Origin of the sequence: Paracoccus jeotgali (assembly GCF_002865605.1) — a bacterium.
Taxonomy (GTDB): Bacteria; Pseudomonadota; Alphaproteobacteria; order Rhodobacterales; family Rhodobacteraceae; genus Paracoccus; species Paracoccus jeotgali.
The window spans coordinates 2,120,779-2,134,614 of the sequence record NZ_CP025583.1 but is presented as its reverse complement, the minus strand read 5'-3'; the positions used below and the strand labels follow the sequence as shown (position 1 = coordinate 2,134,614).

The 13,836-nt window shown below is 58.8% G+C and carries 11 protein-coding genes and 1 pseudogene; 9 read left to right on the top strand and 3 right to left on the bottom strand.

Annotated elements, in window-relative coordinates:
• Positions 1-234 precede the first annotated feature (234 nt).
• The 3 genes and pseudogenes from CYR75_RS10415 to CYR75_RS10405 form a co-directional block, all read right to left on the bottom strand.
• Positions 235-1,068: a heparinase II/III family protein gene (locus CYR75_RS10415; protein ID WP_158644631.1), complete on the bottom strand. Its 834-nt coding sequence runs from the start codon at positions 1,066-1,068 to the stop codon at positions 235-237.
• Positions 1,010-2,200: pseudogene (locus tag CYR75_RS10410) on the bottom strand (IS3 family transposase). Before CYR75_RS10410 ends, CYR75_RS10415 begins: the two are co-directional and overlap by 59 nt.
• A 32-nt stretch (positions 2,201-2,232) precedes the next feature.
• Positions 2,233-3,051, bottom strand: coding sequence for a heparinase II/III family protein (locus CYR75_RS10405; protein ID WP_158644630.1), 819 nt, complete (start codon positions 3,049-3,051; stop codon positions 2,233-2,235).
• 707 nt (positions 3,052-3,758) lie between these two features.
• On the opposite strand from CYR75_RS10405, the gene CYR75_RS10400 reads away from it, so the two are divergent.
• From CYR75_RS10400 to CYR75_RS10360, 9 genes are all read left to right on the top strand, one after another.
• A complete protein-coding gene (locus CYR75_RS10400) occupies positions 3,759-4,496 on the top strand; it encodes a helix-turn-helix domain-containing protein (RefSeq protein WP_101499981.1) in 738 nt (245 codons plus the stop codon).
• The gene (locus CYR75_RS10395) at positions 4,405-6,000 is read left to right on the top strand and encodes an ABC transporter substrate-binding protein (protein ID WP_101499980.1); all 1,596 of its coding nucleotides are present in this window, start codon (positions 4,405-4,407) and stop codon (positions 5,998-6,000) included. Before CYR75_RS10400 ends, CYR75_RS10395 begins: the two co-directional genes overlap by 92 nt.
• A gap of 66 nt (positions 6,001-6,066) precedes the next feature.
• The gene (locus tag CYR75_RS10390) at positions 6,067-7,092 is read left to right on the top strand and encodes an ABC transporter permease (RefSeq protein WP_101499979.1); all 1,026 of its coding nucleotides are present in this window, start codon (positions 6,067-6,069) and stop codon (positions 7,090-7,092) included.
• Positions 7,089-7,922 carry an ABC transporter permease gene (locus CYR75_RS10385; protein ID WP_101499978.1) on the top strand — a complete coding sequence of 278 codons (834 nt, stop codon included), beginning with the start codon at positions 7,089-7,091 and terminating at the stop codon, positions 7,920-7,922. The genes CYR75_RS10390 and CYR75_RS10385 overlap by 4 nt, the downstream gene beginning before the upstream one ends.
• The gene (locus tag CYR75_RS10380; protein WP_101499977.1) at positions 7,919-8,788 is read left to right on the top strand and encodes an ABC transporter ATP-binding protein; all 870 of its coding nucleotides are present in this window, start codon (positions 7,919-7,921) and stop codon (positions 8,786-8,788) included. The genes CYR75_RS10385 and CYR75_RS10380 overlap by 4 nt, the downstream gene beginning before the upstream one ends.
• A complete protein-coding gene (locus tag CYR75_RS10375) occupies positions 8,785-9,579 on the top strand; it encodes an ABC transporter ATP-binding protein (RefSeq protein ID WP_101499976.1) in 795 nt (264 codons plus the stop codon). The genes CYR75_RS10380 and CYR75_RS10375 overlap by 4 nt, the downstream gene beginning before the upstream one ends.
• A gap of 5 nt (positions 9,580-9,584) precedes the next feature.
• Complete coding sequence (locus tag CYR75_RS10370) at positions 9,585-10,088, top strand: GAF domain-containing protein (RefSeq protein ID WP_101499975.1); 504 nt, start codon at positions 9,585-9,587, stop codon at positions 10,086-10,088.
• The gene (locus tag CYR75_RS10365) at positions 10,085-12,160 is read left to right on the top strand and encodes a hydantoinase/oxoprolinase family protein (protein ID WP_101499974.1); all 2,076 of its coding nucleotides are present in this window, start codon (positions 10,085-10,087) and stop codon (positions 12,158-12,160) included. The genes CYR75_RS10370 and CYR75_RS10365 overlap by 4 nt, the downstream gene beginning before the upstream one ends.
• A 12-nt stretch (positions 12,161-12,172) precedes the next feature.
• Positions 12,173-13,831, top strand: a complete 1,659-nt coding sequence (locus CYR75_RS10360; protein WP_101499973.1) for a hydantoinase B/oxoprolinase family protein — start codon at positions 12,173-12,175, stop codon at positions 13,829-13,831.
• Positions 13,832-13,836 lie beyond the last annotated feature (5 nt).

Genomic DNA, 13,836 nt, shown 5'->3' with positions numbered 1-13,836 from the left:
TGCTTCCGCGATGAAACGCAAAACGTCTGCTCCACATCTGCTAAAAAATCAGCATCGCAGATCAAAAACGGCAGTATGCGATCGCAAACCTCGCTTTGTCTCGTTCTGCAAGCGCTCGTCAGCCCTCTTAAAGCATTTGGGAAAACGGCCACAGAGGAAAGCGAATTGTGACAGCTTTGACTAAGGTTAGGTCCCCGCTTTAGAACCGTTCCCAGCACGAAAAGTTTCGAAGTTCTAATCCAGAGTCAGTTTCCACTCTATCAGCTTCCCAGACTCGGCAATGACCTCGAAAACCCATGCGGGCTCTATCTCTCCATACGCTAATGACAGACCAAACGGACATGTCGAAGCGATTGCTGCAGCAGAACATGATAGAGTGAGAGATGCCCCGCTATTTAGATCACTCAGCTGGTAACCTTCGACCAGCTCCTCGACGGACAGAGATCCGTTGAACTTTAAGCGAGAAACATATTTTCCCTGCTTCCTGTGGGCAATGTCGCGTATCCGCAGGAACCGTGACGGGGCATATTCAATATGGCGAATGTAGGCGCCGCCGGATTTATCTGAAAAGTTCAACGAGATCGAAACCTCATCTTCAAGAACGCTAACACCTGTCTTGTAGCTTCCTGATCTGGGCAATTGAATATCTGTCGGATGAAGTGTTTCCGGGTGCGAATCTATCACGCCGTGTGAAATAGCTGAAACCACCCTGTCACGTTCAGCCGATTTTCCGTAAATATACTTCCCAGGATCAGCGAGGAACTGCGCACCTTTGTACCAAAAAATCATCTGCCCCACATCGGCATGCTTGTGGACGTAGCTATGGCCGCCAAACGTCGCAGCGAAATAATCAGGTTTCTCCCTATTGTTTCTCACTATCAGCAGACCGTCATCTGAGATGTCTTTGATGAAGTGCTCATCATTGTCCGTCTTTACTACTAGGTCCGACGTAACACTGTCAGCCCACCGTGAACGTGATGATGTATCACCTGACGTTGCCCCCCAACTTTTATCCAGCGTGAGCGAGACTCCGGGACTGAGTTTTGCCCATTTGGGCGGGTTGGGCAACGGGGGCTGGCGCGGAGCTTTGCGGATTGCGCAGCGTCAGGCCCCGTTGCGGGGTGAAGGTTTCGGCAAACTCGGCTGGGGTCTGCCAGCTGAGGCGGGAGTGGGGGCGTTCGGTGTTGTAGTCCGTGCGCCAGGCGACCAGCGTTGCGCGGGCATGGTGCAGGGACGGGAACAGCGTTTCGTTCAAGAGTTCGTCTCGCAGGCGACCGTTGAAGCTTTCGATGAAGGCATTCTGGGTCGGCTTTCCGGGCGCGATGTAATGCCAGTCAAACTTGCGGTCATCCACGAATTTGAGGATCGCATTCGAGGTGAACTCGGTTCCATTGTCACTGACCACCGTCTGAGGCTTGCCGCGGGTGTCGAACAGCGTCGCCAGTTCCCGCGCCACCCTTGCCCCCCGAGAGCGACGTGTCCGCGATCAGCGCCAAGCATTCCCGCGTGCAGTCATCGACCACGGTCATGATCCGGAACCGGCGGCCATCGGTCAGCTGGTCTGACACGAAGTCCAGCGACCAGCGCTGGTTTGGCAGCAAAGGCAGCACCATCGGGGCCCGTGTGCCCATGGCCCGCTTGCGCCCGCCCCGGCGACGGACATGCAACTGCTCTTCGCGGTAGATGCGAAACAGGCGCTTGTGGTTGACCTCGTGGCCCTCGCGCCGCAGGAAGACATGCAACCGACGATACCCGAACCGGCGCCGGACCTTTGCCAATTCTTTCAGCCGCTCGCGCAGCACAGGGTCGTCTTGGCGGACCACCTCATACCGCATGGTCATCCGGCAACAGCCGATCACCCGGCACGCCCGCCGTTCGCTCATCTCGTGACTTGCCACTAGATGCGCGACCGCTTGCCGCTTCGCGGCGGGCGTCACCACTTTTTTCCGAGCAGATCCTTCAAGGCCGAATTGTCGAGCATGGAGTCGGCCAGCAGCTTCTTCAGCCTGCCGTTCTCATCCTCAAGCGCCTTCAGACGCTTCGCCTCGCTGACATCCATGCCGCCATACTTGGCTTTCCACTTGTAAACGGTCGCATCGCTGACGCCGTGCTTACGGCAAAGATCGGCAACGGAAATCCCCGCCTCGTGCTCCTTCAGAATGCCGATGATCTGATCCTCGGTGAACCTGCTGCGCTTCATCTCTGGTCCTTTCGGTTAGGCCAGAGTCTACCTCAAACTGGATTAGGCAGAGGGGGCAACGTCACACCAAATGTTGCCAAGCGACCATCAGGCATTGCTAACCACCTTTTAATACTGGTCGCTTTTTTGAGAATGTTTGATGAGACCGACTGAGGAAAAAGCTCATCGAGCTTCAGCCTTTCAATCATATTCAAGACAAAAAAGTGGTACTCCGGAGAGTTTTCGGTGTGCAGCCCGTTGTTACCGAACTGATCCCGCATGATCACGTCGAATTTTTCCTTAGCGTACCTTATCGCATCATCATCCTGCAGACATAGAGCGAGCAGCGCCAGTCCATGGAGTTGAAAAATGCCGTGATTGCCTTTATGCAGATTCTTCTCTTGGCTTAGAAACTCGACATGCGCTTCGGCCAACTCGCCCAAGCAAGAGGTAAAGCTGTCCAGTTCGTCCTGCTCGAAGTAGCCCTGATGCTCCTTCATCGCCGAGCAGTAAAACGCTATTCTTGCAGCTCTAATACCTGCTGACATGTCATACCACGAATAGTCCGAGCATCTGTCGTCTTCAAAGTGAAATCTGTGCCAGTCGTTCATGATCAGCAGTGTCTTTTTCAATGCCCGACAGCTGCCAGTCTCGAAGTAGTCGCGGAGCCACTTGTCACCCATCCGCCAGCAGTGAAGCTGAAAACACCAATTAGGATCGTCATATGGATCTTCCGCCCAGTCGAATGGAAGATTTACCGAAAATGTCGGCGTTCCTCTCCGTAAACATGCTTTGTCATCATCCACTGAAGTCAACAGCGTCTTGTCGATACCGGAAAGCAAACCATAGTTATAGAAATCAAGCGGCTTCACCACTGAAACTCCACGAGCTTTGCATCATTGTTCCCATCGACTTTAACTTGAGAGTCGGACATCAATTATTCCTTCGTCTTGCTGCTGCCATGGCTCGCTTAAGAGACTAAATTGAGCATCGAGTGGATTAGTTGCATCAGCCTCAGATCCGTCTTAACAATGTTTTTGGACAGGAGCTAGCGCTGCCAGTATCGCAATTCCGTAGTTGTTCTTCGTCAGACACGGGGGGATGGAGCGGGTCTGGTGCTGGAGTACGAGTAGCTCGGCCAGACGGCGTTCACCTTGATTGCGATCCTGCATGACATGATGCCGCTGAGCCGAGCGCAGTTCGAGGCGCTGATCTCCTGACACCGCCAGCACTGTGCGTTGCAAGCCGTTGCCAGGTAAGGTCGCAACAGGCAGTTCTGTCGAATTCCGCACCGAGCGACGCAGCAAGCTCTCCGCAAGGTCAAGTCGCATCAGGGCTCGGCGACTGCATCTTCACGCCCTCGAAACCGATAGCAGGCCAAACCGCAGGCGGGGCGTAGGGCCACCTATCCGAGTCTTATCGGCGCGCGGCCCATGCGGAGCGCGTGTCTATCGAAGCTGCCCGCAGCAACATCTGTGGCTTCGCCTGATCGCCTGACCCGGGGGCACCGATTTTCCTTGACGTAAGGGCGCCCAGCGAACCATCATTATAGCAATACTAAAATTCACTGGAATCGCCGATGTCTGCCGCCGATCCACCTCAGGGACTGACGTTGGGGCGCCGTCTAAGGGCCCGTCGCGCCGAATTGGGTCTGACAATGCAGGCGGTGGCAACCGAGGCCGGGCTCTCCGTCGGCTTCATCAGTCAGGTGGAACGGGGGCTGACGGCGCCGTCTCTTTCGTCTCTGGTGTCGATCAGCAGGGTTTTAGGAGTGCCGGTCAGCCGGTTCTTGGATCAGCCGGAAAACACGGACCAGTTGACCCGCCGTGCAAGTCGCGAAGTCTATTCCATTGCCCATGACGACCTGGCCTATGAAAGGTTGTCGTCCTCTTTCCCCGGTAGCTTGCTGCGCTCAGTCATCATGCACGAACCGCCGGGCCACCGAAGCATAGCGATTTCGCATCAAGGCGAAGAAATGATGTATGTGCTCCGCGGCGAGTTGACGGTCGAGGTTGACGGCAAGCGCACTGTGATGGGCGAGGGCGATTCCATACATTTTGCGTCCACGCTAATTCATTCGACCTGGAACCACACCGACCAGCCCACGACGGTTCTGTGGTGTGGCACCATGGACGTCTTCGGAGAGACAGGGGCGGATCCGATCCGCCACCGGCAAGTCACCCAATCGGAAATCCAACACGAGCAACAGGAGAGGCGACATCGTCATGAAACAGGCACTGATCTGGGGCCTAGCGGCCGCCACAACGCTGACCGGCGCCGCACAGATGGCCACGGCGGGCGGAACACTTCGCCTTGACGAGGTCGCAGTCGGGGAACTCGACCCCGGCAAAGCGACCGATTACGCTGACTCCATCCTGATGTTCAACGTTTATGACACGCTCGTCATGCCGCGGCAGGGGGGGCCTGGACACGAACCGCATCTCGCCACCGGCTGGGAGGCGAACGAAGACGCAACTGAGTATACATTCACATTGCGGGATGACGTGACCTTCGAGTCAGGCAACCCGCTGACGGCCGAGGACGTGGTCTTTTCTCTGGACCGGATGAAGGCGTTGGGGTCGGGATTTTCTCATCTCTTTGCCAATGTTGAAGGCGCCGAGGTCGTGGGTGACAATCAGGTGAAGTTCAGTCTGTCTCAATCCTATTCGCCCTTTGTCGCGTCATTGCTACGTCTGCCCATCGTGGACAAGGCGCTGGTCATGCAGAACCTTGGTCAGGGGGAAGGCAAAATGGGCGATTGGGGTCAGGCCTTTCTGTCAGGCGATTCTGCGGGAACTGGCGCCTATGTCGTGCAAAGCCACAACCCTCAGGAAGAGACGGTGATGACCAAGCGCACCGACTATTTTCTTGAGGTAGCCGAGGCCGCGCCCGACACCGTGCGTCTTCGCTATGGGCTGGAAGCTGCGACGGTTCGCACCCTTTTCGCACAAGGGGAACATGACATCGCGAGCCAGTGGCTGCCGCCCGAGGTGATCCAGTCGCTGGCAGACAATGGTGCGCAGTTGTTCACGGAAAGTGGTGTCGGCGCGTTCTATATCAAAATGAACACTGCCAAAGCCCCGCTCGATGATGTGAACTGCCGGCAGGCGCTGGCGCATGCCTTCGATTATGAAACCGGACTTCGCATGGTGGGCATTACCGAAGACGTCAGCCAGGGCAGCCCATCAACTGGCGCGATCCCCGTGGGCATGCTTGGCGCGAATCCGCCCGACCAAACCTTGAAGCGCGACATGGATGCTGCCCGCGAATATCTGGCAAAGTGCCAATACGACCCGGCAGAAATGGATCTGGAACTGAGCTGGATCTCGTCCGTGCCAATCGAAGAGAGGTTTGCGCTGCTGATGCAGGCCAACTTCTCTGAACTGGGGATCAAATCGCATATCCGGAAGGTGCCGTGGGCGCTGTTCACCGAACTTGTCAGCAAGCCGGAAAATACGCCGCATATCTCGCAGATATTCACCAATGCCGTCACCGGTGATCCCGATACCTTGCTCTATAACATGTATCACTCAAGCGTGCGGGGAACTTGGCAGTCACCGGAATATCTAACCGACGAGAAGGTGGACGAATATCTCGATCAAGGGCGCCTCGAAACTGACACCGAGGCGCGACACGAGGCCTATTCAAAGCTGAATGATCGCCTGATGGAGCTGGCGCCGACGATTTACGGCTATGATCGGCAGTCGGTCTTTGCTGCGTCCCAGCGCGTCAAGGCACCTGCTCTTACCGACCCGGAGAAGGCGTTCGGTCTGGACGGAATGGGCTTCACCTTCCGGCTCATGGAAGTCGCCGAGGATTGAGCGGTCGATGCCTGGGCCGGGCGGCAGGAACCGTCCCGGCCCGGCCACCGCAACAGGGACGTTGCCATGAGCGCCATGCAAAAACTACTGGTCCGGCGACTGGGGATTTCACTCATCGTGCTGCTGGGCGTGTCCATGCTGATCTTCGGGATCGCAAGGATCATCCCGGGAGATCCGGCGCGCATCGCGCTTGGGCCCAATGCTACGCCGGAACAGGTGGCTGTTCTTCGCGCCGACATGCACCTGGATGACCCGATTCCGGTCCAATACGGCTATTTTCTCGCCGATCTGGCACGTGGCGACTTGGGCATGTCGCTTTATACAAACCGCCCGGTGACGACCGATATTGCTGAATTTCTGCCCGCAACCCTGGAACTGATCATCGTCGCGGGCATCATGATGATCGGCATCGGCCTGCCCCTGGGAATCTGGTCCGCCCGATTCCGGGGCCGGTTTGCCGACAATGCGATCCGCATTGTGTCGCTGCTCGGGGTATCTGCGCCCAGCTTTGTCTGGGCGGTGATCCTGATGCTGTGCTTCGCTTATTTCCTGCCGATCTTTCCGGTTGCGGGGCGGCTGGACAATGCCTATCAGATCGACACGGTGACAGGCTTTCTGCTGATCGACACCCTGATTGCCGGCGACCTGGCGGCGTTTGGGGACGCCGTGGCGCATCTCATTCTGCCGGCCTTTGCACTGGCGCTGTCGGGCATCGGCCAAGCGGCGCGGCTGACCCGCGCCAACATGGTCGAAACCTATGACAAACCCTATATCGAGATGGCGCGCGCCTATGGCTTTCGTGAGAGACGCATCGCCAATCGATATGCGTTCAAGCCGTCGCTGATCCCGTCGCTGACAATTATCGGATTGGACTTTGCAGCAATGCTGGGCAACGCCTTTCTGGTCGAAGCCGTCTTCGCTTGGCCAGGTCTCTCTCGCTACGGGGTCGAAGTCATTCTTCGCAAGGATCTTAACGCGATCATCGGCACGGTGCTGATCATCTCGGCCACCTTCCTGATCATCAACATCGTGATCGACCTTCTGATCGCCTTTCTTAACCCCCGCATCCGCCATTCGCAGAGGGGCACATGAAGCGAACTCTTGTCATTCTGTTACGCAATCCGCTGTCAGCCTTGGGCGTCGCCTTGGTGGCGATCGTCGTGCTGTCAGCGCTGCTGGCGGACTTCATTGTGCCGTTTCCCGAACATAAAGGCGCGGTCGTCGATTTCGTAAACTTCAACAAGCCACCCGATAGCACCTATCTGATGGGGACCGACCTTGTTGGACGAGACCTGTTCAGCCGCATTGTCTATGCTTACCGGATCTCGCTGCTGCTCGGGGTAGTGGTGCTGGCCATTGCGGTTCCGATCGGCGTTACGGTCGGTCTGTTCGCGGGTTATCTGGGCGGATGGACCGAGGCGATCTTGATGCGGGTGACCGACGTCTTCCTGTCGATCCCGCCCCTGGTGCTGGCAGTGTCGATCATGGGCCTTCTGGAGCCGACGCTGACCAATGGGATGCTGGCGGTGACGGCGATGTGGTGGCCCTGGTATGCGCGCCTGGTCTACAACATCGCGCGGTCTGAACGCGAAGAGGGCTATGTGTTGGCCGCCGAGGTGATCGGCGCCTCCAGCTTGCATGTCGCATTCCGCGAAATCCTGCCGAACTGCATCCCTGCCATCGTCACCAAAATGACGCTGGACTTGGGCTTTGTCATCATCATCGCCTCGTCCCTTTCCTTTCTGGGCTTGGGGGTTCAGCCCCCGACACCGGACCTTGGCAGCATGGTCGCCGAGGGCGCCCGATATTTGCCCGACAGTTGGTGGCTGACGGTCTTTCCTGGGCTGGCGATCCTGATTGCAGTGTTCGGCTTCAACCTGCTGGGGGACGCGTTGCGCGAAATACTGGGGGTAGAGGAATGACCGAAATACTAGGTATCGACGATCTGCACCTGTCTTTTCGCGGCTATTCCGGCACAGTCGAGGTGCTGCATGGCATCAGCCTTCATATCGCACGCGGCGAGCGCGTGGCGCTGGTCGGCGAAAGCGGATCAGGAAAATCGGTGACGGCCCGCATCGTGCTCGGACTGTTGCAGGAGCTGCGCAGCGCACGTATCCGCGGCGCGTTGCGTTTCGAGGGGCAGGATCTGAACGCAATGTCACGCCGGCAACGGCATGCGCTGCGCGGCACCCGCATGTCGATGATCTTTCAGGATCCCACAAGCTCTCTCAACCCGGTCTTCACCATCGGCACCCAGTTTGCCGAGGTTCTGCGTCGCGGTGAGCCCAAACTGAGCAATGCCGCCTGCCTCGAACGGGCGACACGTCTTCTTGATGATGTATCCATTCCCGACCCAGGCCGTGTGCTGGCCGCCTATCCGTTCCAGCTCTCGGGTGGTATGAATCAGCGGGTCGTGATTGCCATGGCGCTGGCCAACGAGCCTTCATTGCTGATTGCGGACGAGCCGGGAACCGCCCTGGATGTCACTGTCCAGGCGCAGACCTTGAGCCTGATGCGGCGCCTCGTCGAGGATCACCGCACCGCCGTCCTGTTCATCAGTCACAATCTTGGCGTGGTGCGCGAATTTGCCGATCGTCTGTATGTCATCTATCGCGGAAATATCGTTGAAGAGGGGCGAACTCGCAGCGTCTTTGACCATCCGCGCCACCCTTACACGCGCGCGCTGATGCAGGCTGTGCCGCGCATCACGGGCGGTGGAATTCCCGATATCGACGATCGCTCGGACGATTTCCTGGCCCCGCGCGAAACCCACGAGGCCACTGCATGAGCGATTTCCTGCAAATCCGCGACGTCTCCAAATCTTTTGGCGAGGTGCATGCGCTGCGGAATGTCACGCTGGACGTTCATCAGGGCGAATGTCTGGCTGTGGTGGGCGAAAGCGGTTCGGGCAAATCGACACTGGCCAACATCCTGTTGGGCGTGTTCGGTCCCAGCGGGGGCTCGCTGCATTTCAGGGGCGCCCCCCTGCCGGCCAGGCGCACGCTGGAACACCGCCGCGCAATCCAACTGGTGCAGCAAAATCCGCTGTCGTCGCTCAATCCCAAGCGGTCGGTTGGTGCATCGGTGCGGCTGGGGCTGGATGTCTATGGCATCGGCTCCCGCCGTGAACGAGATGCGCGCGTAGGACAGATCCTCGAAGAGGTCGGGCTGCCGGCCGAGTATCGGCGTCGATCGCCCACCGCACTGTCGGGCGGTCAGCGCCAGCGTGTGGCCATCGCCCGCGCGCTGGCCTGCGGCGCCGATCTGATCGTGCTGGACGAGCCGACGTCGGCGCTGGATGTGCTCGTGCAGGCGAGGGTCCTTCGGCTTCTGAACGACCTGCGCCCGGCGCGCGGCCTAACCTACCTGTTCATCACCCACGATCTGTCGGTGGTGCGCAATATCGCTGATCGCGTCGCGGTCTTCAAATCCGGGGAGCTTGTGGAATGCGCCTCGACTGACGAGATCTTTCTCAATCCGCAACGGAACTACACGCGCGAACTGATCGGCGCGGTGCCGGTGGTGACCCAAGAGGAGGTCGCGCTGCGCGACCGGCTCAGCAAACAGGATTTCCCGTGACAGAAATGACCGACCTAACAGACTTCATCCGTGCGCTGTCGCAGGAAAATGATCAGCCTCACGCGACGCTTCGGGCGCTTGAAGCGCTGGTCAAACACGTCGTCGGTGCCCGGCTATTCACGCTGATGACCTTCGACGAGGCGACCGGCGAGGCCAGCCGCGCCTGGTCAAGTCAGCCCCAGGAATATCCGGTCTCCGGCCGTAAACCCGCCGACCGCACAGAATGGTCCGAAATCGTGATGGAGCGGCACCAGACATTCGTCGCCAATGACATCGACGCCATTGCCAAGGTATTCCCCGACTACGAGCTGATCCGATCCCTGGGATGCGGATCCTGCATCAACGTGCCGGTGGTCGTTGCCGGCAGAGTCCTCGGCACGCTGAACATCCTGCATCAGGCTGGCCATTACACACCAGCGCGCGTTGCCGCCTCCGAAATGTTGAAACTGCCCGGCGCGCTGGCCTTCATCCTTCTTGAAAACAACGCCCTTACCGGAGATTCCGAATGACCGACAAGACAATCCGCGTTGCCACTGACGTAGGCGGAACCTTCACCGATCTGGTCTGTTTCGAAACCCGGAAGGGCGCTCCTCCCCGGATCACCACCGCCAAGTCCGACACGACGCCGCCCGAATTCGAGAAAGGCGTGCTGAACGTGCTGGAGCTTGCCGGGGTCGACCCTGCCGAGGTGGATTTCATGGCCCATGGCACCACCGTCGTCATCAACGCCCTGACCGAGCGCAAGGGTGTAAAGGTGGGTCTGATTACCACCGAAGGATTTCGCGATACGCTGGAAATCGCGCGTGGCAATCGGCCAGACTTCTTCAATCTGCACTATGAAAAGCCACGACCCTTCGTGCCGCGCCACCTGCGCGCAGAACTTCCGGGGCGTATGGATTATCACGGCCACGAACAGACGCCGCTGGACCTTTCGGGGCTGCCCGCAATTGTCGACAGCTTTCGAGCCGAAGGCGTCCAAGCGGTATCGATCAGCTTTCTGCACTCTTATGCCAACCCTGCTCATGAAAGCGCGACGCTGGCAGAGCTGCGGAAGCTGTGGCCGGAGGTCTCGGCCGTGGCCGCACATCAGATCACGCGCGAATGGCGTGAATATGAGCGTACCAATACCGCGGTGCTCTCGGCCTATGTTCAGCCGATCGCAGCGCGCTACCTGCAACGGCTCGATGACGGGCTGAAGGGCAGGGGCCTGAGGCGCAGCCCCTATATCATGCAAAGCAACTGCGGCGTGGATTCGCTTGAGGCGACGGCGCAGATCCCGATCACGATGGTCGAGAGTGGCCCCGCCTCTGGGTTCTGGGGGGCGGCCGAGCTTGGCAAGCTGATCGGAGAACACAACGTGCTTGCGCTGGATATCGGCGGCACCACAGCAAAATGTTCGCTCATCGAGAACGGTCAGGTCCGCATCATGACCGACTATTGGATCGAGCGTGACCGCACCAATGCCGGCTATCCGATCATGGTGCCGGTCGTTGACCTGGTCGAGATCGGCAACGGCGGCGGGTCGATCGCATGGGTCGACGAATTCGACAAGCTTCACGTCGGCCCCCACTCAGCCGGGGCACAGCCTGGCCCGGCTGCCTATGGGCAAGGCGGAGAAGACGCGACCACCACCGATGCAAACCTGTGGCTGGGGCGGATTAACGCCGAATTCTTCCGCGGAGGCAGTAAGCCCGCAGATATGGCGGCCGTCGAACGCAGCATAGCCGCGATCGGACAAAAGCTGGGCGTATCCACTGACGAGGCCGCAAAAGGTATTGTGCGTATCGCCAATAACAACATGGTCAATGCGCTTAAGCTGGTCAGCCTCAATCGGGGGCACGATCCGCGCGACTTCACCTTGGTGGCCTTTGGCGGTGGTGGCGCAATGCATGCCGTCGCTCTGGGACAGGAGCTGGGGGTCAGAAAGGTAGTCATCCCGACTGCCGCAGCCGTGTTTTCGGCTTGGGGGATGATGATGTCGGACCTGCGGCGGGACTATTTTGTCACCCGGCTGACGGATCTAAGGCCGGGCGCTGCTGAGGGAATCGAGTCGCTGATCTCCGAGATCGAGGACCGCGCTCGTTCCCAGTTCGCTCAGGAAGGGATCGAGGGGGACCAGATCACCTTCCATCGTTATGGCAAATTCCGCTATCAGAACCAGGAGCACACGACCGAGGTGCTGTTGAGTGAAGGCGCCATCACGGATGACAGTCTGGACGCGATCGCCAGCGCTTTTCATGAAACCTATGAACGAGAATACACCTACCGATTGGATGCGCCGGTCGAGATGGTGGGCATCCATCTGGTAGCCTCGGCCGAGGTCGGAAAGCTGGAGATGACCGAAGCTGCGCCAACCGGCACCCCGGCCAGTGAGGCACGAAAAGGACAGCGTCAGGTGGATTACGCGCTGGAAGGGCAGCACGAGGCCGACATCTATGACGGCGCCCTCCTGGAGCCAGGGATGGAATTCGACGGCCCCGCCATCGTTGAAGACAAGGGAACCACGGTGGTGATCCACCCCAACAATCGTGTCACCGTCGACGGTTACGGCGATCTGCACATTGCAATTCAGCGACAGTAAGGGGGGCAGTCCATGTCCGCGAATGATCCGATCACCCAGGAAATCATCCAGAATTCGCTGCAGGCTACCGCCGATGAAATGTTCGCGGCGATGCGCAAGACGGCAATGAGTTCTATCATCTACGAGGTGCTGGACATGGGCACCGGAATTCTGGACGCGCAAGGACGCATCGCTTCTTCGGGGGCCGGTATTCCGGCCTTTATCGGCGTTCTGGACAAGGCCGTTCAGGTGCTCATCGGCAAGTTTCCTGCCGCGCAGATCCGGCCCGGCGACGTGTTTATCACCAATGACCCATGGCATGGCGGTGTTACTCATCTCAACGATCTTGTCGTGGCCATGCCCGTCTTTTCGGGCGAAAGGCTGATCGCCTGGACCGCCAATATCGCGCACAATTCGGATATAGGCGGCATGGCTCCGGGATCGCTTTCGGGTGAGGCGACGGAAATATATCAGGAAGGTCTGCGTTTGCCCGCAGTCAAGCTGGTCTCGGAAGGAGAGCCGATCGAGGCGGTATTCGAGATCATGAAGGCCAACAGCCGCATGCCCGACTATCTGCATGGCGACGTCTGGGCGGCGATTGCCTCGACACGGATCGGAGCAAAACGTCTGGCTGGGCTCGCCGAGAAGTATGGCGCTGAGACGTTCTGCCGCGCCATGGACAGCTTTATGGATTTCGGCGAAAAAGTGACGCTCGCCGAACTCGCCAAACTCCCACACGCCACGTTCGAGCTGACCGAAGAACAGGATGATGGCCGCTTCTTCAACGTCAAGGTGACCATAAGCGACACCGAATTCGTCGTCGATTTGCGCGACAATCCCGATCAGGATCCGGGCCCCACCAACACCAGCCGCGACGGCGCCATGGTCTGCGCGCAGATGATCTTCAAGTCGCTGATCGACCCCACAAGCCCGGCCAATGATGGGTCGTTCCGGGCGATCCGGCTGCTGACCCGCGAGGGTTCGGTGTTCCACGCAAAAGAGCCTGCCGCCATCGGCTTCTATTTCGAGACGGAGGTGAGGGTTTACGACCTCATCTGGCGCTGTCTTGCGCCGCATCTGCCGGAACGACTTGCCGCCGGCCATTTCAGCTCGATTTGCGGCACGTTCATCGGCGGCATCCATCCCGACACAGGCCGGCAATATACGATCATCGAACCTCAGATCGGCGGCTGGGGTGCCTCCAGCGATCGGGACGGAAACTCGTGCATCTTCTCGGGCTTTCACGGCGAAACCTATAATACGCCGGCCGAGATCTCCGAGGCTCGCAACGGCCTCATCGTGGACCGAATGGAATTGAATTGCGCCCCGGGGGGAGAAGGACAGTTCACCGGCGGACGCGGGCTGCGGCTCGAATACCGAATTCGCCGGGACGGATCGTTCCTGACAGCCGGCTATACCCGTGCCCGGATCCTGCCTTGGGCGCTCGAGGGTGGAAATGAAGGGTCGCCCAATCAGGTGCAGGTGATCCGCAAGGGCGGCGGCGATATAGAGACCTATTCTTTCGTATCCGAACTGACAGTGAACGAAGGGGACGTCATCCGAATCCTGACGGGCGTCGGTGGTGGATATGGTCATCCGCGAGACCGAGACCCGAGCGCTATCAAGGATGATATCCGCGCGGGCTTCGTGTCTGAAGAGCGGGCCCGAGAAGTCTACGGCATAGCGGGCTAGAAGCT

Bases quoted from the DNA above. Each gene is read 5' to 3' on its own strand.
- CYR75_RS10400 (WP_101499981.1), top strand. From the start codon at position 3,759: ATGTCTGCCGCCGATCCACCTCAGGGACTGACGTTGGGGCGCCGTCTA.
- CYR75_RS10395 (WP_101499980.1), top strand. From the start codon at position 4,405: ATGAAACAGGCACTGATCTGGGGCCTAGCGGCCGCCACAACGCTGACC.
- CYR75_RS10390 (WP_101499979.1), top strand. From the start codon at position 6,067: ATGAGCGCCATGCAAAAACTACTGGTCCGGCGACTGGGGATTTCACTC.
- CYR75_RS10385 (WP_101499978.1), top strand. From the start codon at position 7,089: ATGAAGCGAACTCTTGTCATTCTGTTACGCAATCCGCTGTCAGCCTTG.
- CYR75_RS10380 (WP_101499977.1), top strand. From the start codon at position 7,919: ATGACCGAAATACTAGGTATCGACGATCTGCACCTGTCTTTTCGCGGC.
- CYR75_RS10375 (WP_101499976.1), top strand. From the start codon at position 8,785: ATGAGCGATTTCCTGCAAATCCGCGACGTCTCCAAATCTTTTGGCGAG.
- CYR75_RS10370 (WP_101499975.1), top strand. From the start codon at position 9,585: ATGACCGACCTAACAGACTTCATCCGTGCGCTGTCGCAGGAAAATGAT.
- CYR75_RS10365 (WP_101499974.1), top strand. From the start codon at position 10,085: ATGACCGACAAGACAATCCGCGTTGCCACTGACGTAGGCGGAACCTTC.
- CYR75_RS10360 (WP_101499973.1), top strand. From the start codon at position 12,173: ATGTCCGCGAATGATCCGATCACCCAGGAAATCATCCAGAATTCGCTG.